Genomic DNA, 23,033 nt, shown 5'->3' on the forward strand with positions numbered 1-23,033 from the left:
ACATCAATGTTGAATGACAGTCCGTCTTCGCGAGCAGGCTCGCTCCTACAAGTCCCTCATCTCCGACCTTTCAGCGACGGCTCTGCTGCCACGCCGCCGCCAGCCCACTGCAACAGATCACGGCGATACCAAGCACGGTGGTCAATGTCGGTGTGTGGGAAAACAGCAACCAACCCAGCAGGCCGGCAAAGATGATCTGGCAGTAACTGAACGGCGCCAGTAATGCCGGCGCCGCGAGGCGGAAAGCCTGGGTCAGGAACAGGTGTGCCGTCATGCCGCAGGTTCCCAGCGCCAGCATCATCGCGCCATGCACCAGGCTCGGTGTCTGCCAGAAGAATGGCACCAACGCACTCATCACCAGCGTGTTGCACAAGCCGGCGAAGAAGTTGCTGGTGGTCGGGCTGTCGATCTCGCTGAGCTTGCGCGTCAGCAGTTGATAGAAGCAGAAAAACAGCGCCGAACAGAACGGCAGCAACACGGCCGGGGTAAACAGGTCGCCGCCGGGGTGAACGATGATCAGCACGCCGATGAAACCGCAAATCACCGCCAGCCATTGCCCGCGTGTCACACGCTCCTTCAGCAGCGGCACCGATAACGCCGTGACCAACACCGGAGCCAGGAAGTTGACCGACGTGGCCTCGGCCAGCGGGATGTACATCAACCCCGTGGTAAAAAACAGACTGGTGCCCAACAGGCACAGCGCCCGAATCAACTGCAGCAAGGGCCGTTTGGTTCGCAACACCCGCAACCCGGATTGCGGCAGGAAAATCCCGGCCATCAACAAGGTGTGAACCATGTAACGCGCCCAGACCACCATGACAATCGGATAAAAACCGGACAGGTACTTGGAAAAGGCGTCATGGCTGGAAAACAGGAATGTCGCGACAACGATCAGCAAAATCCCTTTGAAGGGCTGATTGACGCCGGAAAGCGGAGTACTGCTGGGCGACGTCAAGACGAAGTCCTTTTTATGAAGGGAGACGATGTTTGAATAATTTAGAATCCAGTTCCACTTTATGACATTGGCGACCGGCGAAAGTGGGCGAATACCGCACGCTGTTTATTCAAGCAGACATCCCGCTCAACTGAACAACTCTGACGCCTGACTGGCCAATGAAAGCTCCTGGGTGTACCGCAACAGGGTCGGCGCCAACTCATGCAACCGCGCTCCGGGCATGCGTGCGCTCGGCCCGGCGATGCTGAGCACGCCGATCACCCGGTCATCGAGCGGATGACGGATCACGGCGGCAATCGCTGAAGTGCCCACCGCCGAACTTTCCTCGACCCAGGCGTAGCCTTGCTCGCGCGCCAGGCGCAAGCGCTCCAGCAATTCAATGTTCGAACGCGGCGCATTCGGCCCGATCTCCCGCGGCAATTCGGTGCCCTGACGCTCGACCAGCGACAGCGCCTCGGCATCGCTCATGCACGCCAGCCACGCATGCCCGGACGCCGTGTAGAACAATGGCGCATCGCGGCCCATGTCAGGATCGTAACGCAGTCCCGAACGGGCGCCCTGAGACTTGGCGATCCAGACCTGGCGCTCGCCCGAAAGGACCCCGAGGCGCACCAGTTCACCGGTTTCCCCGGCGAGGCGATCAAGCACCGGCTGGACGATATCCGCACCACTGCCGGACAGGTAGCGAAAGCCCATGGCCACCAGTTTGGTCGACAGGTGATAGCGCAAGGTATCCGGATTCTGCCGCACGTAGCCCAGGCGAATGAGTTCGGCGAGCAGCCGGTGCGTCGCACTCTTGGGAATCTCCAGGCGCTCGGCCAGGGTCTGCATCGGCAACCCTTGCGGTTCACCGGTCAGGCTTTCCAACACGCTGAAGACACGTTCGATCTGACTGCCAGCCATGCTCGGCTCCCCCTGAAATTTGGCTGATTCTAGAAGAGAAGCCTGACGAAGCAAAATCCGGAACCAGTTGCGCTACCGGCAGTCTGACGACCGGACTGGCGCCGCTCCCACACAGCAGCAACACTCATCGCACGGAGCTTTACCCCGAACAGAAGAGGAATTCCCACATGCTATGGAAAAAAGGCCGACGCAGCGACAACGTGGTCGATGCCCGTGGCGACGACACGGGTGGCGGTGGCGGCGGGATGCGATTCGGCGGCGGAAAGGGCTTGAGCCTGACGGCTATCCTCCTGATCGTCGGCATCGGCTGGATCACCGGCCAGGATCCACTGCAAATCCTCGGGCAACTGACCGGGCAGGTGGGCCAGCAATCGGCACCGGCCACCAACCAGACGCGCAAGGCGCCGCCAGCCAATGATGAAGGTGCAGAATTCGTCCGCTCGATCCTCGGCGATACCGAGGACACCTGGGGCGCGATATTCCAGCAGGCCGGCCGCCAGTACAAAGACCCGACCCTGGTGCTGTTCAGCAACCGGGTGAATTCGGCCTGTGGCCTCGCCACCTCGGCGACGGGGCCGTTCTATTGCCCGGCCGACCAGAAGGTCTACCTGGACATGGCGTTCTTCCAGGAAATGTCCCAACGCTTTTCCGCCGCGGGCGACTTCGCCCAGGCCTACGTGATCGCTCACGAAGTCGGACACCATGTTCAGACTTTGCTTGGGGTTTCCGCGAAAATTCAGGCAGCCCGCCAACAAGGCCGGCAAATGGAAGGCGACGGCGGTTTGCTGGTGCGTCAGGAACTGCAAGCCGATTGCCTGGCGGGCGTCTGGGCCAACAATGCGCAGAAACGCTTGAACTGGCTGGAACCGGGCGATATCGAAGAAGCCTTGAATGCGGCGAACGCCATTGGCGACGATCGCTTGCAGCAACAGGGCCAGGGCCGCGTGGTCCCGGACTCGTTTACCCACGGTACGTCGGCGCAACGGGTGCGCTGGTTCAAAACCGGTTTCGCTCAAGGCCAGGTAAGCCAGTGCGACACCTTCGCGGCGAAAAATCTGTAAATGAAGAAGTGGTTGTTAGCGGTATTGATCATTAGCGCAGGTGCCCAGGCGGCCGAGCATGAGGTCAAGGAACTGAGCCCGGGGCGATTGCTGTTGAAGGAAGGTGAAATGGCGGTGGGCATCAGTCCTGCGCCGGCACGGATCGAGCGGGTGCTGATCATCCTCCACGGGCGCTTGCGCAACGCGCAGACCTATCTGCAAAGCGGCGAACACGCGGCCGAACTGGCCGGACAGAGCGCAACGACACTGGTGATCGCGCCGCAATTTCTCAATGAAACCGACGTCGCGGCGCACCCGGTGGCCGACACGGTGTTGCGCTGGCAAGGCAATGACTGGATGGCCGGTGGCGAATCCACGGCGCCGTTCCGGCTGAGTTCCTACCAGGCACTGGACGAAATCATCGCCCGACTGGCTGATCGTCAGCAGTTTCCGGACGTGAAGCAAATCGTCATTGCCGGACACTCCGGCGGTGCCCAAGTGGTGCAGCGTTATGCGTTGCTCAGCCACGCGCAGCCCGCGCTCGAAGCGGCCGGCGTGCACGTGCGTTACGTCATTGCCAATCCGTCGTCCTACGCCTATTTCGATGAACGTCGCCCCGTTGCGTTCAGCCATGCGGGGTGCCCGACGTTCAATCGCTGGAAGTATGGGCTGACGGATTTACCGGCCTACGCTGACGGGCAATCGGCCGCACAGTTGCAGGAAAACTACCTCAAGCGTGAAGTCGTTTATCTGCTCGGGCAGCAGGACATCGACCCCAATCACCCGGCGCTGGACAAGCGCTGTGAGGCCGAGGCGCAAGGGCCTTATCGATTGGCGCGCGGGCGCTTTTACTTTGATTACCTGAAGCGGCTGCAACCGCAAGGGTTTAACCAGCAACTGATTGAAGTGCCCGGGGTCGGCCATAACGGCGACGGGATGTTTACTTCGCCGGAAGGGCAGAAGGCTTTATTCGGGCAGTAGGTATCAGGGTGTCTGGATTGACGCCTTCGCTGGCAAGCCAGCTCCTACAGGTAATTCGCAGATCTCTGTAGGAGCTGGCTTGCCAGCGAAGGGGCCCTCAAGCCGACAGCATCTGCCGCAACTCGACACAATCCGCCGCATGCCAATCGGTCAATTCCGGCCACGGGTTGTCCGGCAGATTCACCAACACCGTGCGTGCTCCGGCAGCACGACCACAATCGAGATCAAAACGGTAATCACCGACCATCACCATCTCGCTCGCCGGTACCTTCCACGCCTCTGCCAGTTTCAGCAAACCACCCGGATGCGGTTTCGGCGGGGCATCATCGCGACCCAACACATCCTCCAGCGCAAAGCAGTCGGCCAGGCCAATGGCCTGCAGCGTGACATGCGCCAGCTCCCGGGCATTACGCGTGAGGATGCCCAAACGATAACCGCGCCCGGCCAAATCTCGCACCAACTCCACAGCGCCCGGCGCCGGTTTCGAACCCAGCGCCAGGTCCCGTTCGTGCTCCAGCAACCAGGCATGCTTGGCCGCGGCTTCCTCGGCCGGCAACGCGGCGAGATGAGTCAGGATGTCGTCTTCGGCAGGAATCGCCAACGCCACGCGAATCGCTGCAAAATCGTGCACCGCCACCGTCAGGGTGCCGTCCATGTCGAACACCCAGTGACGCACATCGGCCAGGCTCATGCCCAATCCTTGCGGTGGCGGATCAAACCTTCCTGCGTGACCGAGGCCACCAGTTGCCCGGCGCGGTTGAACACGCTGCCACGGGTGAAGCCACGGGAGTTGCCGGCCCACGGACTGTCCATCGCGTAGAGCAGCCAGTCATCGGCGCGCAGATCCTGGTGGAACCACAGTGCGTGATCGAGGCTGGCGACTTGCATATCCTTGTGCCACACCGACTTGCCATGGGGCTGCATCGAGGTGGTCAACAAGCCAAAGTCCGAGGCATAGGCCAGCAAATACTTATGCAGCGCCGGCGAGTCGGCCAAGGCACCGTCGGCGCGAAACCAGACGTATTTGATCGGGTCGGAGGGCAGCGGGTTGTAAGGGTCTTTTTCGGTCACCGGGCGGAATTCGATCGGCTTCGGACACAGCAGTTTTTCCCGCATGTGCTCGGGGATCAGGTGCGCGCGTTGCTGGGTGATTTCCAGTTCCGACGGCAGGTTTTCCGGACCGACCACTTGCGGCATTTCAGTCTGGTGCTGGAAGCCTTCCTCGTCGTACTGGAACGACGCGCTGCAGGTGAAGATCGGGTGGCCCTTCTGGATCGCCGTCACCCGGCGCGTGCTGAAACTGCCGCCATCGCGCACACGGTCAACCGAATACACCACCGGCAACTTGGCATCCCCCGGACGCAAGAAGTAGCCATGCATCGAATGCACATGGCGCGCCTCTTCAACGGTCTGACTGGCCGCCGACAGCGACTGGCCGAGCACCTGGCCGCCAAACAGCTGGCGAAAACCCAGGTCCTGGCTGCGACCGCGGAACAGGTTTTCTTCGATTGGTTCCAGGCTCAGCAGATCGACCAGATCTTCCAACACTTGGCTCATTCAGACTCTCCTCACGCAAAACAATGCCGCGCAACCTTGGCTGCAACGGTCGATTCGGTTTCTGGCACGGGCCAAGACAATGGCCATTGTAAACGTCTGTGCCCGCTTATCCATGCAGGGTTTGCAACCATTGCTCGCGGCTGATGCGGTACAGCAGGTGCCGACGCAACGGATGACCGGCGTCAAGCCGTGGATGATCGAAGTCGTCGGCCGGGTCGTGATGCATGCCAATCGCCTGCATGACTTTCTCGGACGACAGATTGGATTGCGCCGTGAAGGCCACCACTTCTTTCAGCGGCAAACGGTCGAACCCGCAGCGCAGAGGGTCCAGGCCGCTTCACTGGCGTAACCCAGGCCCCAATGTTCACGCGCCAGGCGCCAGCCGATTTCCGTGGCCGGGGTGAACGGCGCGTCGAAGCCGACCACGCCAAGCCCGGTGAAACCGATAAACTGGCCGGTGTCCTTGCGCTCCAAGGCCCAGAGACCAAAACCATGCTCGGCGAAATGTCCGCGGATTCGCCCGATCAATGATGCACTTTCCAGTCGGCTCAACGGCGCGGGGAAATAGCGCATCACCTGCGGGTCGGCGCACATCGCGGCAAACTCCGGTAGGTCTTCATCGCACCACTGGCGCAACAGCAGTCGTGCACTTTCCAGTTCCAGTATGGGCTCCATCGTGCCCTGCCCCTCCATTTCAATGTCGCCAGTCTACAACGCTGGTAGGATCGTTCTCTCATTCCGATATGAAATGACCATGCCACTGCCGCTGATTTATCACGAAGACTACAGTCCCGAGTTTCCCGCGGATCACCGCTTCCCGATGGACAAGTTTCGCCTGTTGCGCGATCACCTGGTCGACAGCGGCCTGACCCGCGACGCCGACTTGCTGCGTCCTGAACTGTGCCCGGCAGAGATTCTCGCGCTCGCCCATGACCCTTCGTATATCGCACGCTACATGAGTGGCGATTTGTCCCGCGAAGACCAGCGACGCCTCGGCCTGCCGTGGAACGAAGCCCTGGCCCGGCGTACGGTGCGGGCGGTCGGCGGCTCGATATTGGCGGCCGAGCAGGCACTCGAACATGGCCTGGCCTGTCACCTGGCTGGCGGTACACACCATGCGCACTACGACTACCCGGCGGGGTTCTGCATCTTCAATGACCTGGCGGTGATCAGCCATTACCTGCTGGAAAGCGGGCGAGCGAACCGGGTGTTGATCTTCGATTGCGACGTGCATCAGGGCGACGGGACCGCACGCATATTGCAGAACACCCCGGAGGCGGTGACCGTTTCCCTGCACTGCGAGAAGAATTTTCCCGCACGCAAGGCCGAAAGTGACTGGGACATTCCGCTGCCCAACGGCATGGGCGATGCCGATTACCTGAAGGTGGTGGACGATGCGCTCAACTACCTGCTGCCGCTCTACCAGCCAGACCTGGTGCTGTATGACGCCGGGGTTGATGTTCACAAGGACGACGCCTTGGGTTACCTGAAGCTGACCGACGAAGGCGTCGCCGCCCGCGATGAAAGCGTGATGCGCCATTGCCTGGGCCGCGACATCCCGGTGGTCGGAGTCATCGGTGGCGGCTACAGCAAAGACCGCCAGGCCCTGGCGCGCCGGCACGGCATCCTGCATCACAGCGCGCAGCGCGTCTGGCAGTCATCAGGCTGTCACTGAGCTGTGGATGCCTTACCCACAATGCCTGTGGAGCTGCCTGTGGATAACCTGAGTGAAAGGGCCTACAGCCCCTGCCGTGTATGGACCACAGAACGATGATCGTTTTTTAACCAGCAGTTATAAACAACACAAACCCTCTGTAGGAGCGAGCCTGCTCGCGATAGCGGCGGCACATTCAACATCCGTGTGTCTGACACACCGCCATCGCGAGCAGGCTCGCTCCTACAGGGAAGGGTGCTGCTAGAATGCCCGGCTTAACTCAGCCAGACCGCAGTGCACCCCCATGATCCCATCCTCGCCAGCCCTCACCCCTCACGTCGCCATCATCGGCGGCGGCCCTGCCGGTCTGATGGCGGCCGAAGTGTTGAGCCAGGCCGGGATCAAGGTCGACCTGTACGACGGCATGCCTTCGGTGGGGCGAAAATTCCTCCTGGCCGGCGTCGGCGGCATGAACATCACGCACTCCGAAACCTACCCGGCGTTTCTCTCGCGCTACGCCGAACGCGCCCCGCAGATCGCCCCGCTGCTGCGCAGCTTCGGCGCCGAAGCGCTGTGCCAGTGGATTCATGACCTGGGCATCGAAACCTTCGTCGGCAGTTCGGGCCGGGTGTTCCCCACCGACATGAAAGCCGCGCCGCTGCTGCGCGCCTGGCTCAAGCGCCTGCGCGACAACGGCGTGGTTATCCACACCCGCCATCGCTGGCTCGGTTGGGATGAGCGCGGTGGTTTGCGCATCGCCAGTCCGGAAGGCGAAAAAACCGTGCACGCCGACGCCACCCTGCTCGCCCTCGGCGGCGGCAGTTGGTCGCGCCTGGGTTCGGACGGCGCATGGATGCTGCCGCTGGAGCAACACGGCGTAGGACTGGCGCCGCTGCAACCGAGCAATTGCGGCTTCGAAGTGCAGGCCTGGAGCGAGTTGCTGGTCAGCAAATTCGCCGGGGCGCCGCTGAAAAATATCGCCATCGGCCTCAACGACGACGTGCCACGGCTTGGCGAATGCGTGATCACCGCCACCGGGATCGAAGGCAGTTTGATCTACGCCCTGTCGGCGCCGATTCGCGAAGCAATCAACCGACACGGCTCGGCCACGATTCATCTGGACCTGTTGCCCGGCCGGCCTGTGGATAAAGTTCAGGCGGCAATGAGCAAACCCCGGGGCTCACGCTCCATGGCCAAGCACCTGCACAGCCAGTTGGGTATCGACGGGGTCAAAGCGGCGTTGTTGCGTGAACTGACCAACGCCGACTGCTTTGCCGACATGGCCTTGCTGGCCCGAGCGATCAAGGCGTTGCCGATGACACTGGTGAAAACCCGCCCACTGGACGAAGCCATCAGCAGCGCGGGCGGTGTGTTGTTCGAGGCGATGGATGAGCGTTTGATGCTCAAGCAAATGCCTGGCGTGTTTTGCGCCGGGGAAATGCTGGATTGGGAAGCGCCGACGGGCGGCTATCTGCTGACGGCGTGTTTCGCCAGTGGGCGAACGGCGGGGTTGGGGATGGTGGAGTGGTTGCAGCGCAAGGGTTGAAACCGGGGGCGCATCCATCGCGAGCAGGCTCGCTCCTACAAAGGATTCACAATTCCCCTGTAGGAGTGAGCCTGCTCGCGAAGGCGCCCTGACAGACGCCGCCAATATTAAGGCTTGCGCTTACGCGGCCCGGTATTGAACACCGGCACCTTGCGCACAGGCTTGATCGAAGGCTCCGCCGGCGCCACTTCGCCGCTGTCCACCCACTTACCGAGATTGCGCTTGCCACCGCCACCACCGGACACCTTGGGTTTTTTCGGTTTCTTCGGCTTCTTCATCACCTGGCCGCTGGCATCGGTGTCCGGCACACGGTGCTCAGGCTCGAAGTCCGGCTCGTTCTGACGCTTGAGCGTCTGGCGGGTCAGCATTTCGATGGCCGACAACAGATTCACTTCATCGGCACACACCAGGGAAATCGCCTCGCCCGTCGCACCCGCACGGCCGGTACGACCGATACGGTGGATGTAATCCTCGGCGACGATCGGCAAATCGAAGTTGACCACCAACGGCAGGTCTTCGATGTCCAGGCCACGGGCCGCGACATCGGTGGCGACCAGTATCTGCACCTCACTGGCCTTGAACCGGTCCAGCGCACGCTGACGGGTCGCCTGGGGTTTGTCGCCGTGGATACCATCGGCGTTGATGCCCAGGCCCTGGAGCTTTTCCACCAGCGCGTCCACGCCGTTGCGGGTCTTGGCGAACACAAGCACTTGCTTCCACTTGCCCTTGCGCATCAGGTGCACGAACAGTTCCGGTTTGCGCTTCTTGTCCACCGTCACGATCCATTGCTTGACCGTGCTGGCGGCAACGTTGCGCGGGCTGACTTCAATGCTCAGCGGATCGTTGAGCATCTGCCCGGCCAGCAGGCGGATGTCATCGGAGAACGTCGCGGAGAACAGCAGCGTCTGGCGCTTCTTCGGCAGTGCGCGGTAAATGTTCGCCAGCTCCTCGGAAAAGCCGAGGTCGAGCATGCGATCGGCTTCGTCCAGCACCAGGGTTTGCAACTGGTTGAACTTCAGCGCGTTCTGGCGGAACAAGTCGAGCAGGCGACCCGGGGTGGCCACCAGCAGGTCGACGCCGCTGCGCAGTTTCATCATTTGCGGGTTGATGCTGACGCCGCCATACACCGCGTAAGTGCGCAGCGGCAGGTTTTCGGCGTACTGGCGTATGGCTTCGTGAACCTGTTCGGCCAGTTCGCGAGTCGGCACCAGGATCAGCGCGCGGACCGAGTTGGCGGTGACTTTCGGCCCTTCCATGGCCAGCAGTTGCAACAGCGGCAGGGCGAAACCGGCGGTCTTGCCGGTGCCGGTCTGGGCCGCGGCCATCAGGTCACGACCGGCCAGCACCGCCGGAATGGCTTGCGCCTGAACCGGCGTCGGAGTCTGGTAGCCGAGCGTCTCGAGGGAGCGCAGCAAGGGTTCGATCAGGCCAAGGGTGGCGAAAGTCATGGGAGTACCGTAGGAAAAATCAGCGCGGGTTGTTCAAAACAAGTGTGCATAACCAGATGCAATGCCGCGCAGTTTACCCTAATTCACACGGGATTCTGTCGGCACGGCCGTCACCACGGGCTGAATCGGCTGAACCGGCTTACGCCGCCACTGCGGCAGTCCGATCAGCACCACGGCACTGATGATCACCGCCATCGCCAAAGCTTCCTCGATACCGATGGTTTCACCGACGAACACGATGCCCAATAACACTGCCACCGCCGGGTTGACGTAGGCATAACTGGTGGCCGCTGCCGGGCGCACGTGTTTCAACAGGTACATATAGGCGTTGAAGGCGATGATCGAGCCGAACACCGTCAGGTACGCCAGCGCCGCCCAACCTTCGATGGGGGGCATGTTCTCCAGGTGCTCGCCGCTCACGGCGCTGCCGATCAGCAGCACCACGCCGCCCACCAGCATTTCCACGGCACTGGCCATCGCGCCCTGAGGCAACGGCAAATGTTTGCTCCACACCGAGCCGAAGGCCCAGGTCGCCGCCGCGAATATCAGCAACGCCGCGCCCAGCGGGCTCGATTGCAGGTTGGAGCCGAGGTTGAGCATGCCGATGCCGATCAGCCCGAGCACGATCCCGGCCCATTCGAGACGGGTATTACGCGCGCCCCAGAAATAGCCACAAAGCAAGGTAAACAGCGGCACCGTCGCCACCGCCAACGCCGCCACACCCGACGCCACGCCGGTGTGTTCGGCCACGCTGACCGCGCCGTTTCCACAGGCCAGCAACAAGATGCCGATGATCCCGGCGGCTTTCCACTGCGCCCAGGTCGGTGCGGGTGCGCCACGCCAGCGCAGGAAGCTGTACATCAAGGCGCCCGCGATGACGAAGCGAATCCCCGCCAGCAGCAGTGGCGGCCAGTATTCCACGCCGATGCGAATCACCAGGTAGGTCGAGCCCCAAATCACATACAGCGCGAAGAAGGCAGCGATCAGCGGTAAGGGAAAGCGACGTGGGCCAGGCATGGGGAAGCTCGCAGGCAGTACAAGAGAACAGCTATTCTAGAAAGGCCAACGGCGGAAAATAAGTTACAAAACCTGTTTATCGCACCAGTACACTTTTCAAAACACGGAGATTCCCGCGATAAACCGTGTTTTCGAAAGCCAGTCATTTTCAGGAGTCGCCCCATGGACAAATACGACCGCATGTTGCTCAGCGCCCTGCTGGAAAACGGTCGCGCGTCCTACGCCGACCTGGCGCGCAAAGTGAATCTGTCTGCACCGGCGGTGGCCGAGCGCGTAGCCAAGCTCGAGGCCAGCGGCGTGATCACCGGATATCAGGCGAAGGTCGACATGGCCAAACTCGGCCTGCCGATCCAGTGCGTGATCGAACTGCGCCTGAACCAGCACGGCAATCAGAAAGCCTACGACGACCTGATCAAAATCCCGCAATTGACCGAGTGCCATCGGGTGACCGGCGATCCGTGCGTGATCATGCAGGCAGCGGTGGGCTCGATGCCGGAGTTGGAGGAATTGATCAACCGGATTGCCACGTTCGGCTTCAGCAAGACGTCGATCGTGTTGTCCAGTGCCATCGAGAAGCGGGTGCCGTTGGGGCATATCGAAAGCAACGGCAATAGATGACCTGCAGGAGCTGGCTTGCCAGCGAAGGCGGATTCACATTCCAACACAAGTGTTGGCCGATCCGACGCTTTCGCCGGCAAGCCGGCTCCTACAGGGGGTTTGCGGTGTTTTCAGAATCCGCGATAGCGCTTGAGGTGCTCGCCCACTTTCGCCGCCGGGACTTTCTGCAACTTGCACAGCAGGTCGTGGGACAACTCGCGCAGGCCGTGCTTCTGGCGCAGTTCTTCGGCTAGGTGCGCCGTCAGGTTGGCCGCCATCTCGGCATCGGCCATGGCCCGGTGGGCCTTGCCGGTGTGGGGCAGGTTGGCAAATGTGGTCAGGGTGCCGAGCTTGTGGTTCGGCGCGGCCGGCATCAGGCGGCGGGCCAACAGCAGCGAACAGGCGAAATTCTGCAAGCGGGTGCGCTTGATCCGCCCCAATTCGAAGTCCCAGAACTTCTGGTCGAACGCCGCGTTGTGCGCCAGCAACGGCGTGGTACCGACGAATTCATTCACTTCGTTCATCACCTGCTCCGCCGACGGCGCGGTGCGCAGCATGGCGTTGCTGATGCCGGTGAGTTGCTCGATGAAGGCCGGGACACGCACGCCGGCGTTCATCAGGCTTTGGTAACGCTCGACGATGCGCCCCTGTTCAAGGATCACCACGGCGATTTCCGTGGCCCGGCAGCTGCTGCTCGGGGAGATCCCGGTGGTTTCAAAGTCGATGACTGCGATGCGTTCCAAACCTGGTTCAACTCCGTAAAAATCAATTCTTGAGCAGCAACGCGCCTTCGATCGGCACGTAGCGGCTGGCGGCGCGGATCAGCGAGTTGGCGGTCAGGCCCGGCACGCCGTAGGCCACCGCTTGGACGCCGTGCTTGCTGATGATGCGTTCGAGCAGCATGTCAAAATCGCCGTCGCCAGAGGCCAGCACGATTTCGTCGACGTGATCGGCAGCGTCCATGATGTCGAGGGTGATGCCCACGTCCCAGTCGCCCTTGGCCGAACCATCACTGCGCTGGATGTACGGCTTGAGCTTCACGGTGAACCCGAGGTTGCGCAGGATCTGCTGGAACTGCTGCTGCTTGCTGTCGCCCCGATCGATGGCGTAAGCGTAGGCTTCGACGATCTCGCCCTGTTTGCTGATGTCAGCCCACAGTGCGGCATAGTTGAAGTGACAACCATAGGCCTGACGCACGGTGTAGTAGAGGTTTTGGACGTCGGCGAACACTGCGATTTTTTTCACCGGTTTTCCTCAAGGCTGAATCAGGCCCCAGGCCCGAAAAGGCGCCCAGTATGCCAGCCTCGAGGATTGTTCCGCGAATAATCGGCTATGTGGCAAGGGAGCCGGCTCCCTTGCCACAGATGGCTTAGACGAAGGAGTCGTCGTCACCACCGAAGAACGATGAGCTGTCATCGCTGTAGTCGGCGTCACTGAAGCCGCCCTGATTGTTGCCGTCGTAGTCGTTACCGGCCATGCGCTGGTCATCGCCCCAGCCGTTGTTGCCCTGGTCGTTGACCTGGGCCGGCTCTTCCTTGATGACTTCGACGATTTCCGGCTGCTGGTTGTGGTGGAACAGGCTGCTGATGCCTTGTGCCAGCATCACGCCACCCGCCACGCCGGCAGCGGTTTTCAGCGCACCACCGAGGAAGCTGCTGCCGGCGGCTGCCGGCGCTTGTGGTGGTGGGGCATAACCTTGCTGTGGATAGTTTTGCGGCGGGGCGCCGAAGTTCTGTTGGGGCGCTGGCGCACCGAACGACGAACGGCCCGGCTCACGCCAGCCACCGCTCGAGGGCGGCGCGCTCTGGGTGGGCGCTGGCTGCGGCTCACGCGGGCTGCCGCCGAAGATGCTCGACAAGAAACCACCGCTGCTAGGGGCCGGCGCTGCGGTCTGTGACTTGGCCTGTTGCAATTCGGCCTGCAACTGCTGGACTTGCTGGGTCAGTTGCTGATTCTGTTCATTGAGGCTCTTGATCGCCGCCTCTTGCACCAGAATCGCCTGGGTCATGAAATAACCGGCCGCGGGTTGGCGCACCAGGTGTTCCTTGATCCGCGCCTCGGCCTGGGCGTCGCGCGGGGCTGAGTCCGTTTCGGCCTGTTGCAGCCGGGAAAACAGTCCATCGATCAGGGTTTGTTCGTCGTTGTTCATGGCGACCTCGTAGATTGCCGGGGGAAATCGTTGCCCTTTCCCAGAGAGGATAAGGTACCCGACCTTAATGGAGCCTGAAACACCATGTTTCAATGTCCTTTACCGAACGTTTACGTTTGCTTACGCCTGCACATCATCGGTTACAGTGTGTTACTGCTTATGACCGTGATGCCAAACGATGAATCCGTTAGATGTACTGCGTGACTCCCTGTATTTCTTCAAGCGCAATCTGGGCCAGATCGTGCAGCTGTGCCTGCCGCTGGTGATCCTGGAAGCGCTGCTGCAACAAGTGGTCGACCACACCACCGAGCCGGACAGTTTCCCCGGCATCAGCGTGATCGTCGGCCTGCTGGTGTACCCGCTGTACACCGCCGCGCTGATACTGTTTCTCGATGCCCGCAGCCGGGGCGAGTCGCCCAGTAACCGCGACTTGCTGGCGAGGGCGGCGAGCCTGTGGCCACGCTTCGCCCTGCTGACCGCGCTCAATACCGTGCTGATCCTGCTGGGCCTGTCGCTGTATTTCCTGCCGGGCATCTACCTGATGGTGGCGCTGGCCTTCAGTGAATACCTGCTGGTGCTGCGCGGCCTGGCACCGCTGGCCGCCATGAAGGAAAGCCTGCGCCAGACCCGCGGCCATTTCCTGCGCATCCTGCTGTGCATCCTGTGTGTGATGGGGCCGCTGTGGCTGCTCAAGGGGGCAACGCTGGCGGCGTATCCGGAGCCGCAAAACCCGGTGATTTCGGTCCTGATCGACAGCGCCCACAGTTTCTTGCAGCTATTCACCAGCGTGGTGTTGTTCCGTCTGTTCATGCTGATCAATCCGCTGCCCGAAAAAAATGACAGCGCGCTCTGACCTTGGGCGCAACCCTCGCTCTCGGGTATGCTCGGGAACAATTTTGTAACACCAATAAGCCGAGCCATGACCCGTCTACTGCGCTACACCCTGCTGGGCCTGTTGATCGTGATCGGGCTGATCGTCGTGATGATCTACAGCCTGACCTGGCGCCCCGACGCCAAGGAAGTGCTGCCGGTCAGTTGCAATGCCCAGGCACCGACGCTGGTGCCCGGGCAAGCGCTGAAGGTGATGACCTGGAACGTCCAGTACCTGGCCGGCAAGCGCTACGTGTTCTGGAATGACCTGGCCGCCGGCACAGACGAACGTCCCACGCCGGAAGACATGGCCTTTAGCCTCGACGAAGTGGCGCGGGTGATTCGCGACGAACAACCGGACATCGTGCTGCTGCAGGAAGTGGACGACGACGCCAAGGCCAGCGATTACCAGCACCAGCTCAAACTGCTGCAGGAACGGCTCGCCGACTTATACCCCTGCACCGTCAGTGCCTTCGACTGGAAGGCCGATTTCGTACCCGATCCGCACATCTTGGGCAGTGTCGGCCGGCAACTGGCGACCCTGAGCCGTTACCAGATCGAGCACGCCCAGCGGCTGCAACTGCCGGTGACGTCAGGCAACCTGATCAGCCGCCCGTTCAAACCCAAGGATGCCTTGCTGGTGAGCTATTTGCCCCTCAGTGATGGCGGGCAGATCGCCGTGCTTAACACGCACCTGGACCGCGCGACCGAGGCCGACGACGGCTTGCAAAGCCAGGTCAACGCCGTGGCCAGGATCCTCGACAAATACGAAGGCCGTGGCACGCCGTGGTTGATCGGTGGGGACTTCAACTTGTTGCCGCTGGGCCAGTATCGACGCCTGCCCGACAACCAGCGCACGCCCTACTCCGCCGACAGTGCCTTGCACGTGCTGTGGGACAAGTACCCGATGATCCCGACCAACAACGAGGCCGGCGGCATCGACCGCGAGCGCTGGCTGACGCACTACCCGAACGATCCCGGGCTGCACGGCCCGGACCGGACCGTTGACTACCTGTTCTACAGCCCACGGATCAAACGGGTCGAAGCGCAAGTCCGGCAGGACGATACATTGCGCATCTCCGATCACCTGCCGGTGATTGCACGGTTCCTGTTGCCGGCTGCGCCGTAGTTTCGAATCAACACAAAACCTTGTAGGAGCTGGCTTGCCAGCGAAGAGGCCAGCACATCCAGCATCAATGTCGTGTGTTACACCGCTTTCGCTGGCACGCCAGCGCCTACAGGGGGTGTGCATTTTCGGGTTAATGCACCTCTTCCAGATCGTTATGCAGCAACCCGAAGATCTCACGCTTCATCTCGATGAACGAGCGCTCCATGACCATGTCCAGGTTGCGTGGGCGTTCGATCGGCACATCGAGGATCTGCTTGATCCGCCCGGGCTTGGCCCCCATGACATAGACCCGGTCGCCGAGCAGGATCGCCTCGTCGATGTCATGGGTCACGAACAGCACGGTCTTCTTGCTGTTGCCCCACACCCGCAGCAACAACTGCTGCATTTGCAGGCGCGTCTGGCTGTCGAGGGCGCCGAAGGGTTCGTCCATCAGCAAAATCTGCGGGTCGTTGGCCAAGGCGCGGGCGATGGCGACGCGCTGCATCATGCCGCCGGACAACTGCTTGGCGTAGTTATCGGCAAAGCCGCTCAGGCCCACTTCATTGACGTAGTAATCGACGATGTCCTTGCGCTGTGCCGCCGGCATGCCGCGCCGCTTGAGGCCGAACTCGACGTTCTGGCGCACGGTCAGCCACGGGAACAGCGTATAGCTCTGGAACACCATGCCGCGATCGGCGCCCGGGCCTTCCACTTGCTGGCCGCCGACGTAAATCTCGCCGGAGGTCGGTTCGGCGAGACCGGCGGTGAGGTAAAGCAGGCTCGACTTGCCGCAACCCGACGGCCCGACCAACACCGCGAATTGCTGGTCCGGCACTTCGAACGACACTTCTTCCAACGCGGTAAACGTACCGCCATCGGGTTTCTTGTAACGCAGGCTGACCTTGTCCACTTGCAGTCGAGGCGCGCTCACCGGGGTTGCCTGAGGGGTAGCAAAACGATGAGTGGCGGCGGTTACTGAGCCCATGCGGTGATCCTCAGGCGAAGGAAACGGAACAGTTGATCGGTGACCAGGCCCAGCAGGCCGATGATCGCGATGGCGAGGAAAATCACATCCACCTGGAAGCCACGCATGGCCTTGAGGCTCAGGTAACCCAGGCCACTGGAAGCGGCAACCAGTTCAGCCACCACCAGGTACGTCCAGGCCCAACCCATGGTCACGCGCAGGGTATCGAGCACCCCCGGCAATGAGGCTGGGGCGATGACATGCAGCACCGCATCACGACGGTTCGAACCCAAGGTGTAGGACGCGTTGATCAGGTCCTTGGAGATGCCTTTGGACACGTCCGCGATCATCACCAGTTGCTGGAAGAACACGCCGAAGATAATCACCGAGACGCGCTGCTCCAGACCGATGCCGATCCACAGGATGAACAGCGGCACGAACGAGGTCACCGGCAAGTAGCGGATGAAGTTGACCATCGGCTCGAGGAACGCCTGGACGATGCGGAAGCTGCCCATCAGCAACCCCAGCGGCACGGCCACCAGGGACGACACGATGAAGCCGACCATCACCACTTCGACGCTGGCCCACACATGCTGGCCGAGGGTGCCGTCGCGACCCAGGCGCACGGCGGCCTCGACCACCGCGCCCGGCGTCGGCAGGAACATGCCCGGGACCACGCCGCCGTAGGACAACCCGGCCCACAGGCCGACCAACAGCACCCAGGCCAGGCCGCTCGCGCTCCAGATCACCGAGACCGGCAAACCGGTCTTGGGCGTGATGCAGCGGCTCAGCCATGAATTGCGCTTGAACATGCAGCCTCCTAGAGCGGGGTGACGAAGCGGTTGTCGATCAGGTCGTCATTGCTGACGTTGTAAGGTTTGCCTTGCAGCTCGCTGGCGGTCTCGTTGGCCAGTTTGATCAGCGGCGCGCTGTCACCCGGCTTGCCCGGTGCGCCCAGCAGTTTTTCGCTCATGGCCTGATCGTAGAAACGCACGCCCTGGGCGGCTGCTTCCAGTTCCTTCGGATCGGCCAGGTAACCACCGACGCCCTTGGCCATGATTTTGTAGGCTTCCTGTGGATGCTCCTTGGTGTACTGCACGGCTTTGTACAAACCAGCCACCAGTGCTTTGACGTCTTCCGGTTGTTTTTCGATGACGGTGCAGTTGAGCGCAACCACGTCGACGATCACCCCCGGCGTGCTGCTGCTGTCGATCAGCACCTTGCCTTGCTTCTTGTCGCGGACCATCGACAGGTGCGGTTCCCATGTCACGGCGGCCGGTACGCGACCGGCAATGAACGCGGTGGCGGCATCGTCGGCCGTCATGTTCTGCACGGTGATGTCGCTCATTTTCATGCCGTTCTTTTTCAGCAGGTACGACAGCCAGAACTGCGAAGTCGAGCCTTCGTTGACCGCCACGGCCTGGCCCTTGAGCTCTTGCAGGCTCTTGACGTCCTTGCCCACCAGCACGCCGTCGCCGCCATGGCTGTCATCCAGCGCAGCCACAGCCTTGAAGCAGAATTGCGGGCGGTACTTGAGCACTTCGTCGATGGTCGACGCCGAGCCGGACAACTCGCCGGAGGCTTGTGCGGCCATGTACATCGCCGCTTCTTCGACCACCGGCAACTCGACGGTCAAACCGTTTTCCTTGAAGTAGCCCAGGTCCTGGGCCAGGTACAGGGTGCCGTAGCCGACCCAGGTGGTATGACCGATGGACAGGGTGCCGGCCTGGGCGCTGGTAGCGACCGTCGCGGCGATGGCGGTAATCGCCAGTGGATGGGCAACGCGGGTAAGCAAGGACTTGATCATGGAGCACTCCCAAAGCTGTTGATTTAGTTTTGTCATGGGCAGTACGGCGAGCCCTGAATCGGCTGCGACCTGTGGTCTCTGGAGGACCCTTCGGCGGGCAGCATTCGGCGGGCTGGCAAGATCGATGGTGGCCCAAGGACGGGCTCAGGAAAATGAGGAAATATGTGGATGCGAGTGATGAAAAAACTGCTTAGCGCGCACTGCTAAAAGGCGGCAATGGCGAAGATGCACAAGGTCAGTGCAAGGCATGAAAAATGTGTTGAATCGGCCATAGCATTCGCGAGCAAGCCCGCTCCCACAGGGGATCCGTGTCAGACACAAATCCAATGTGGGAGCGGGCTTGCCCGCGAAGAGGCCCGCAAAAACGCAACAAAGTCAGAGCCGGCCGTATTCCTGCGCCGTACGATCCATCGCCTTCAACGTCTTGGCAATCAACTCGTCAACCTCTTCACGACTGGCAATCAACGCCGGCGCCATGATCATCCGACCCAAGGTGGAACGAATGATCACCCCCTCCTCGAAACCAATCGTACGGCAGCGCCAGGCGATGTCGTTCTCGTTGGCAAAACGCTTGCGGGTGTCTTTGTCTTCGGCCAGTTGCAGCGCCGCGACCATGCCGGTGCCCTGGATATCCCCCACCAGCGGATGCTTGCCGAACACTTCGCGCAGGCACTGTTGCAGGTACGGGCCGATGTCGTCCTTGACCCGCGTCACCACGCCTTCATCGCGCAGGGCCTTGAGGTTGGCAATCGCCACCGCCGCCGCCACCGGGTGCCCGGAATAGGTCAGGCCGTGGGCGAATACACCGCCCTGCTCGACCAGCACCGAGGCCATTTTCTTCGACAGGATCAAGCCCCCCATAGGGATGTAGCCCGAGGTCAGACCCTTGGCGATGGACAGGGTGTCCGGCTCGAAACCGAAGTACTCGTGGGCGAACCATTCGCCGGTGCGACCGAAGCCGCCGATCACTTCATCGGCGCACAGCAGCACGTCGTACTGACGGCAGATGCGCTGGATTTCCGGCCAGTAGCTTTCCGGTGGGAAGATCATGCCGCCAGCCCCCTGGAACGGTTCGGCAATAAAGCCTGCAACCTTGTCGGCACCCAGTTCGAGAATCTTCGCTTCCAGTTGCTGCGCGGCGCGCAGACCAAATTCGGCCGGCGTCAGGTTGCCTTCGTGGGCGAAGAAGTACGGCTCGTCGATGTGCTCGATGTCCGGAATCATGCCGCCCATTTCGTGCATGAATTTCATGCCGCCCAGCGCCGTCGCGGCCAGGGTCGAACCGTGGTAACCGTTCCAGCGGCCGATCATGATTTTCTTCTCGGGCTTGCCGAGTACCTGCCAGTAACGACGCACCGTGCGGATCAACACCTCGTTGGCTTCGGAACCGGAATTGGTGTAGATCGCGTGGCTGTAGTGACCCGGCAACAGGCTGAACAGCAGCTCGGATAACTCGATCACTTGCGGGTGAGTGGTGTGGAAAAACATGTTGTAGTACGGCAGTTGTTCCAACTGCTGGCTCGCCGCCAAGGCCAGGTCCTTGCGCCCGTAACCGAGGTTGGTGCACCACAGCCCGGACATGCCGTCGAGGTAACGTCGGCCGTCGTTGTCCCACAGGTGCAGGCGCTCGCCACGGACCATCACCCGTGGCCCCTCGTCGTTGAGGGCTTTCTGATCGACGAATGCGTGGATGTGGTGCGCAGCGTCGGCGGCCTGGTAGTCGCGGGTGTCACGTGGGGTGGTCATCGCCAGTTCTCCGTTTTGTTATCAGCGCAATTGAAACCAGGTGGTCTTCAACTGGGTGTATTTATCAAATGAGTGCAACGACAGGTCGCGGCCAAAACCCGATTGCTTGCCGCCGCCAAAGGGTACGGTCACGTCCAGCGCATCGACGCTGTTGACCGACACGGTGCCCGCTCGCAATTGTCGCGCCACCCGGTGGGCGCGATTGAGGTCGTCGGTCCACAGCGAAGCCGCCAGACCGTAGACGCTGTCGTTGGCCAATTGCAAGGCGTGGGCTTCGTCGTCGAACGCAGTGACGGCCAGCACCGGGCCGAACACCTCATCGCGAAACAGCGGCATGTCCGGCATCACGCCGGTGAAAATGGTCGGCTGGATGAAGTTGTCCGAGCCGTTGAAAATCGCCTGCCGACCGCCACAAACCTTGGTCGCGCCCTGCTGTTCAGCCTGCTGGATGAACTTCATGATGCGCGCGGTCTGACGGCTGTCGACGATGGCCCCGGCGGCGCTCGACGGGTCCAGTGGATCGCCCGGCAACCAGCGCTCGGCCTGGGCCTTGAGGCGTTCGACGAACGCATCGTGGATCGAGCGCTGCACCAGCAACCGCGAGTTGGCCGAGCAGACTTCGCCCTGATTGAAAAAGATACCGAACGCGGCTTTCTCGGCCGCCAGATCCAGGTCCTGACAATCGGCGAACACCAGGTTCGCACTCTTGCCGCCGCACTCCAGCCACACCTGCTTGAGGTTCGACTGAGCCGAGTACTGCATGAAATATTTGCCGACTTCGGTCGAGCCGGTGAACACCAGGCAATCGACATCCGGGTGCAGGCCGAGGGCTTTGCCGGTCTGCTCGCCGAGGCCCGGCAACACGTTCAGTACACCGGCCGGAATACCCGCCTCCAGCGCCAGCTCGGCCAGACGCAAGGCGGAAAACGGCGATTGTTCGGCGGGCTTGAGGATCACCGAGTTACCGACGGCCAGGGCCGGGGCGAGTTTCCACGCGGCCATGTCCAGCGGGAAATTCCAGGGCACCACGGCCGCCACCACGCCGAGGGCTTCGCGGGTGATGGTCGCCAATACGTTCTGCGCACTCGGCGCGACCTGGTCGTAGAGTTTGTCGAGGCTTTCGGCGTACCAGCGAAACACGCCAGCGGCACCGGGCACGTCGATGTTGTAGGCGTCCGCAACGGGCTTGCCCATGTTCAATGAATCGAGCAGCGCCAGTTCTTCACGGTGTTCGAGGATCAATTCAGCCAAACGCAACAGCACCTGTTTACGTTCGGCCGGCGAACGTGCCGCCCAGGTGCCCGCTTCAAACACTTGCCGCGCATTGCGCACCGCCGCGTTCACGTCGTCTTCGCCGCAGGCGGCCACGTTGGCCAGGCATTGCGAGGTGGCGGGGTTGATCGCGGCGAAAGTCTGCCCCGACTGCGCCGCACGGCGCTGGCCGTCGATCACAGCCTGGTCGGGAAACCGCAGGGAAGCGGCCTTGCGTTGCCAATACTCAAGCTCGAACACGTTCAGATGCTCCGATGGACATTCTTGTGTATTGGATAGTCGCTCAGGCCCGAGCGGTGGAAAACCAGTAAAAATGTGTTCGCAGGCCAAGAAAAAACTACGTAGCCAATCTCCCTTCTGGCGCCGCATGTGGTTATTGTTCAAGCACAACAAATCGCTGCCCGAGCGGATAGGGGTGGCGCGCAAATTGCCTGGATGCCTGATTCGTTCTCCCCCGAGGTTTGCTGTGGCTGCCTACAATCTGCGTCAACTGAAATACTTCATCACCACCGTCGAGTGCGGCAGCGTCGCCGAGGCCTCGCGCAAGCTGTACATCGCCCAGCCTTCGATCTCCACGGCCATCAAGGGGCTGGAAGACAGCTTCGGCGTACAACTGCTGATCCGCCACCACGCCCAGGGCGTGTCGTTGACGCCCAGCGGTGCACGCTTCTACCGCAAGGCCCAGGAACTGCTGCGCATGGCCAAGGAGTTCGAACAGAACGCCCTGGCCGACAATGACGTGGTGTCCGGGCAGATCGATATTGGTTGCTTTGAAACCGTTGCGCCGCTGTACCTTCCGCAATTGATTGCCGGGTTTTCGGCGTTGTATCCGGGGGTGGAAATCCGTATCCGCGATGGCGAGCAACAGGAGTTGGTGCAAGGCCTGACGTCCGGTGCCTTCGACCTGGCGATCCTCTATGAACATGACCTCGACGGCACCATCGAAACCGAACCGCTGATGCCGGCGCAACGGCCTTATGCGCTGCTGCCGGCGGATCACCGTTTTGCCCAGCAGGCGCAGGTGTCGCTGCGGGACCTGTGCCTGGAGCCGATGATTCTGTTGGACGTGCAACCGAGCCGGACGTACTTCGTCAGTCTGTTTGAAGAACTGGAGCTGACCCCGCGCATTGCCTTCAGCTCCCCTTCCATCGAGATGGTGCGCGGGATGGTGGGCCAGGGGTTCGGTTTCTCGATCCTGGTGACCAAGCCGCACTCGGAGTGCACCTACGACGGGCAGAAAGTGGTGTGCGTGGACATCGCCGAAAACGTCACCGGCTCCGGGCTGGTAGCGGCCTGGCTCAAGCGCGGGCAACTGACCAAACCGGCGCAGTTGTTCGCCGATTATTGCCGCGAACAACTCACCGCCAAATCCGAACGCACACACACCCACCTGTAGGAGCTGGCTTGCCAGCGAAGGCG

At 61.6% G+C, this 23,033-nt stretch carries 22 protein-coding genes and 1 pseudogene; 8 read left to right on the plus strand and 15 right to left on the minus strand.

All coding sequences use genetic code 11. From position 1 onward, the window contains the following. Nucleotides 1-70: 70 nt before the first annotated feature. Nucleotides 71-955 carry a DMT family transporter gene (locus tag J1D76_RS07560; protein WP_421137742.1) on the minus strand — a complete coding sequence of 295 codons (885 nt, stop codon included), beginning with the start codon at nt 953-955 and terminating at the stop codon, nt 71-73. 126 nt (nt 956-1,081) lie between these two features. Beyond that, on the minus strand, nt 1,082-1,858 hold the full coding sequence (locus J1D76_RS07565; RefSeq protein ID WP_421137743.1) for an IclR family transcriptional regulator: 777 nt from the start codon (nt 1,856-1,858) through the stop codon (nt 1,082-1,084). Nucleotides 1,859-2,025: 167 nt separating this feature from the next. On the opposite strand from J1D76_RS07565, the gene J1D76_RS07570 reads away from it, so the two are divergent. Further along, complete coding sequence (locus tag J1D76_RS07570; RefSeq protein WP_421137744.1) at nt 2,026-2,919, plus strand: neutral zinc metallopeptidase; 894 nt, start codon at nt 2,026-2,028, stop codon at nt 2,917-2,919. Next, nucleotides 2,920-3,879, plus strand: coding sequence for an alpha/beta fold hydrolase (locus J1D76_RS07575; RefSeq protein ID WP_421137745.1), 960 nt, complete (start codon nt 2,920-2,922; stop codon nt 3,877-3,879). Between the two features lie 97 nt (nt 3,880-3,976). Here the strand turns inward: J1D76_RS07575 and J1D76_RS07580 are convergent, their stop codons facing one another. The 3 genes and pseudogenes from J1D76_RS07580 to J1D76_RS07590 form a co-directional block, all read right to left on the minus strand. Then, on the minus strand, nt 3,977-4,570 hold the full coding sequence (locus J1D76_RS07580) for an HAD family hydrolase (protein ID WP_421137746.1): 594 nt from the start codon (nt 4,568-4,570) through the stop codon (nt 3,977-3,979). Beyond that, entirely contained in the window at nt 4,567-5,436 is an 870-nt protein-coding gene (tesB, locus tag J1D76_RS07585; RefSeq protein ID WP_421137747.1) for an acyl-CoA thioesterase II, read from the minus strand. The genes J1D76_RS07580 and tesB overlap by 4 nt, the downstream gene beginning before the upstream one ends. 106 nt (nt 5,437-5,542) lie before the next feature. Continuing rightward, nucleotides 5,543-6,111, minus strand: a pseudogene (locus J1D76_RS07590) (GNAT family N-acetyltransferase). 79 nt (nt 6,112-6,190) lie between these two features. On the opposite strand from J1D76_RS07590, the gene J1D76_RS07595 reads away from it, so the two are divergent. Beyond that, complete coding sequence (locus tag J1D76_RS07595; protein WP_421137851.1) at nt 6,191-7,111, plus strand: histone deacetylase; 921 nt, start codon at nt 6,191-6,193, stop codon at nt 7,109-7,111. A gap of 283 nt (nt 7,112-7,394) precedes the next feature. Next, the gene (locus J1D76_RS07600; protein WP_421137748.1) at nt 7,395-8,636 is read left to right on the plus strand and encodes a TIGR03862 family flavoprotein; all 1,242 of its coding nucleotides are present in this window, start codon (nt 7,395-7,397) and stop codon (nt 8,634-8,636) included. A gap of 107 nt (nt 8,637-8,743) precedes the next feature. On the opposite strand, the gene J1D76_RS07605 is transcribed toward J1D76_RS07600, so the two are convergent. Both J1D76_RS07605 and yedA read right to left on the minus strand, forming a co-directional pair. Beyond that, on the minus strand, nt 8,744-10,084 hold the full coding sequence (locus J1D76_RS07605) for a DEAD/DEAH box helicase (RefSeq protein WP_421137749.1): 1,341 nt from the start codon (nt 10,082-10,084) through the stop codon (nt 8,744-8,746). Nucleotides 10,085-10,162: 78 nt separating this feature from the next. Next, complete coding sequence (gene yedA / locus J1D76_RS07610) at nt 10,163-11,101, minus strand: drug/metabolite exporter YedA (protein WP_421137750.1); 939 nt, start codon at nt 11,099-11,101, stop codon at nt 10,163-10,165. Nucleotides 11,102-11,263: 162 nt separating this feature from the next. Between yedA and J1D76_RS07615 the strand changes: the two genes are divergently transcribed. Then, nucleotides 11,264-11,719 (plus strand): Lrp/AsnC family transcriptional regulator, encoded by a 456-nt coding sequence (locus tag J1D76_RS07615; protein ID WP_421137751.1) that lies wholly within the window; start codon nt 11,264-11,266, stop codon nt 11,717-11,719. Nucleotides 11,720-11,829: 110 nt separating this feature from the next. On the opposite strand, the gene J1D76_RS07620 is transcribed toward J1D76_RS07615, so the two are convergent. The 3 genes from J1D76_RS07620 to J1D76_RS07630 form a co-directional block, all read right to left on the minus strand. After that, nucleotides 11,830-12,441, minus strand: coding sequence for a PolC-type DNA polymerase III (locus tag J1D76_RS07620; protein WP_103396515.1), 612 nt, complete (start codon nt 12,439-12,441; stop codon nt 11,830-11,832). Between the two features lie 22 nt (nt 12,442-12,463). Further along, nucleotides 12,464-12,943, minus strand: coding sequence for an NYN domain-containing protein (locus J1D76_RS07625; RefSeq protein WP_007990686.1), 480 nt, complete (start codon nt 12,941-12,943; stop codon nt 12,464-12,466). Between the two features lie 124 nt (nt 12,944-13,067). Then, nucleotides 13,068-13,847 carry a DUF2076 domain-containing protein gene (locus J1D76_RS07630; RefSeq protein WP_421137752.1) on the minus strand — a complete coding sequence of 260 codons (780 nt, stop codon included), beginning with the start codon at nt 13,845-13,847 and terminating at the stop codon, nt 13,068-13,070. Nucleotides 13,848-14,025: 178 nt separating this feature from the next. On the opposite strand from J1D76_RS07630, the gene J1D76_RS07635 reads away from it, so the two are divergent. Next, on the plus strand, nt 14,026-14,700 hold the full coding sequence (locus J1D76_RS07635) for a YciC family protein (protein WP_421137753.1): 675 nt from the start codon (nt 14,026-14,028) through the stop codon (nt 14,698-14,700). A 66-nt stretch (nt 14,701-14,766) separates the two neighbouring features. Next, on the plus strand, nt 14,767-15,846 hold the full coding sequence (locus J1D76_RS07640; RefSeq protein WP_421137754.1) for an endonuclease/exonuclease/phosphatase family protein: 1,080 nt from the start codon (nt 14,767-14,769) through the stop codon (nt 15,844-15,846). Between the two features lie 130 nt (nt 15,847-15,976). Here J1D76_RS07640 and J1D76_RS07645 read toward each other — a convergent pair whose 3' ends face one another. The 5 genes from J1D76_RS07645 to J1D76_RS07665 form a co-directional block, all read right to left on the minus strand. Then, on the minus strand, nt 15,977-16,810 hold the full coding sequence (locus J1D76_RS07645) for an ABC transporter ATP-binding protein (RefSeq protein ID WP_421137755.1): 834 nt from the start codon (nt 16,808-16,810) through the stop codon (nt 15,977-15,979). Next, nucleotides 16,798-17,601 (minus strand): ABC transporter permease, encoded by an 804-nt coding sequence (locus tag J1D76_RS07650; RefSeq protein ID WP_007975817.1) that lies wholly within the window; start codon nt 17,599-17,601, stop codon nt 16,798-16,800. Before J1D76_RS07650 ends, J1D76_RS07645 begins: the two co-directional genes overlap by 13 nt. 8 nt (nt 17,602-17,609) lie before the next feature. Then, nucleotides 17,610-18,596, minus strand: a complete 987-nt coding sequence (locus tag J1D76_RS07655) for an ABC transporter substrate-binding protein (RefSeq protein ID WP_421137756.1) — start codon at nt 18,594-18,596, stop codon at nt 17,610-17,612. Nucleotides 18,597-18,971: 375 nt separating this feature from the next. Continuing rightward, nucleotides 18,972-20,342 carry an aspartate aminotransferase family protein gene (locus J1D76_RS07660; RefSeq protein WP_421137757.1) on the minus strand — a complete coding sequence of 457 codons (1,371 nt, stop codon included), beginning with the start codon at nt 20,340-20,342 and terminating at the stop codon, nt 18,972-18,974. Between the two features lie 21 nt (nt 20,343-20,363). Further along, nucleotides 20,364-21,854 carry an aldehyde dehydrogenase gene (locus tag J1D76_RS07665; RefSeq protein ID WP_421137758.1) on the minus strand — a complete coding sequence of 497 codons (1,491 nt, stop codon included), beginning with the start codon at nt 21,852-21,854 and terminating at the stop codon, nt 20,364-20,366. Nucleotides 21,855-22,080: 226 nt separating this feature from the next. Between J1D76_RS07665 and J1D76_RS07670 the strand changes: the two genes are divergently transcribed. Continuing rightward, a complete protein-coding gene (locus tag J1D76_RS07670) occupies nt 22,081-23,010 on the plus strand; it encodes a LysR substrate-binding domain-containing protein (protein WP_421137759.1) in 930 nt (309 codons plus the stop codon). Nucleotides 23,011-23,033 lie beyond the last annotated feature (23 nt).

This window comes from Pseudomonas sp. NFX15, assembly GCF_049132105.1.
GTDB lineage: Bacteria > Pseudomonadota > Gammaproteobacteria > Pseudomonadales > Pseudomonadaceae > Aquipseudomonas.

What these genes read in the sequence shown, in the direction of transcription:
- J1D76_RS07565 (WP_421137743.1), bottom strand. Translation starts at nt 1,858, where the DNA reads ATGGCTGGCAGTCAGATCGAACGTGTCTTCAGCGTGTTGGAAAGCCTG.
- J1D76_RS07605 (WP_421137749.1), bottom strand. Translation starts at nt 10,084, where the DNA reads ATGACTTTCGCCACCCTTGGCCTGATCGAACCCTTGCTGCGCTCCCTC.
- J1D76_RS07640 (WP_421137754.1), top strand. Translation starts at nt 14,767, where the DNA reads ATGACCCGTCTACTGCGCTACACCCTGCTGGGCCTGTTGATCGTGATC.
- tesB (WP_421137747.1), bottom strand. Translation starts at nt 5,436, where the DNA reads ATGAGCCAAGTGTTGGAAGATCTGGTCGATCTGCTGAGCCTGGAACCA.
- yedA (WP_421137750.1), bottom strand. Translation starts at nt 11,101, where the DNA reads ATGCCTGGCCCACGTCGCTTTCCCTTACCGCTGATCGCTGCCTTCTTC.
- J1D76_RS07655 (WP_421137756.1), bottom strand. Translation starts at nt 18,596, where the DNA reads ATGATCAAGTCCTTGCTTACCCGCGTTGCCCATCCACTGGCGATTACC.
- J1D76_RS07570 (WP_421137744.1), top strand. Translation starts at nt 2,026, where the DNA reads ATGCTATGGAAAAAAGGCCGACGCAGCGACAACGTGGTCGATGCCCGT.
- J1D76_RS07615 (WP_421137751.1), top strand. Translation starts at nt 11,264, where the DNA reads ATGGACAAATACGACCGCATGTTGCTCAGCGCCCTGCTGGAAAACGGT.
- J1D76_RS07600 (WP_421137748.1), top strand. Translation starts at nt 7,395, where the DNA reads ATGATCCCATCCTCGCCAGCCCTCACCCCTCACGTCGCCATCATCGGC.
- J1D76_RS07630 (WP_421137752.1), bottom strand. Translation starts at nt 13,847, where the DNA reads ATGAACAACGACGAACAAACCCTGATCGATGGACTGTTTTCCCGGCTG.
- J1D76_RS07660 (WP_421137757.1), bottom strand. Translation starts at nt 20,342, where the DNA reads ATGACCACCCCACGTGACACCCGCGACTACCAGGCCGCCGACGCTGCG.
- J1D76_RS07635 (WP_421137753.1), top strand. Translation starts at nt 14,026, where the DNA reads ATGAATCCGTTAGATGTACTGCGTGACTCCCTGTATTTCTTCAAGCGC.
- J1D76_RS07580 (WP_421137746.1), bottom strand. Translation starts at nt 4,570, where the DNA reads ATGAGCCTGGCCGATGTGCGTCACTGGGTGTTCGACATGGACGGCACC.
- J1D76_RS07650 (WP_007975817.1), bottom strand. Translation starts at nt 17,601, where the DNA reads ATGTTCAAGCGCAATTCATGGCTGAGCCGCTGCATCACGCCCAAGACC.
- J1D76_RS07595 (WP_421137851.1), top strand. Translation starts at nt 6,191, where the DNA reads ATGCCACTGCCGCTGATTTATCACGAAGACTACAGTCCCGAGTTTCCC.
- J1D76_RS07575 (WP_421137745.1), top strand. Translation starts at nt 2,920, where the DNA reads ATGAAGAAGTGGTTGTTAGCGGTATTGATCATTAGCGCAGGTGCCCAG.
- J1D76_RS07645 (WP_421137755.1), bottom strand. Translation starts at nt 16,810, where the DNA reads ATGGGCTCAGTAACCGCCGCCACTCATCGTTTTGCTACCCCTCAGGCA.